The 272-nt window shown below is 51.1% G+C and carries 1 protein-coding gene; it reads right to left on the minus strand.

Features of this window, described 5'->3' with window-relative positions; genetic code table 11:
* A partial coding sequence (locus tag A918_RS20965) for a biotin/lipoyl-containing protein (protein ID WP_033316238.1) occupies positions 1–229 on the minus strand: 229 nt, incomplete at its 3' end.
* Positions 230–272: the final 43 nt, after the last annotated feature.

Genomic DNA, 272 nt, shown 5'->3' on the forward strand with positions numbered 1-272 from the left:
CAATCTGGCCGAGCAGGGCATCGAGACCAACATTGTCACCTTCCTGAGCGGTGATTTCTGTCAGAACGCCGGAAACAGGCGCAGGAACTTCAATAGAAACCTTGTCGGTTTCCAGTTCAACCAATGGTTCATCAGCAACGATAGCGTCGCCGACTTTTTTGAGCCATTTGCCGATAGTTGCCTCTGTGACGGATTCCCCGAGGGTGGGAACGCGGATTTCGGTTGCCATGGTTTTATCTTCCCTGGATCTTTAATCTGAATGATAGGCGAGG

Source organism: Pseudochrobactrum sp. AO18b (assembly GCF_000409565.1).
In the GTDB taxonomy this organism is placed as follows: domain Bacteria; phylum Pseudomonadota; class Alphaproteobacteria; order Rhizobiales; family Rhizobiaceae; genus Pseudochrobactrum; species Pseudochrobactrum saccharolyticum.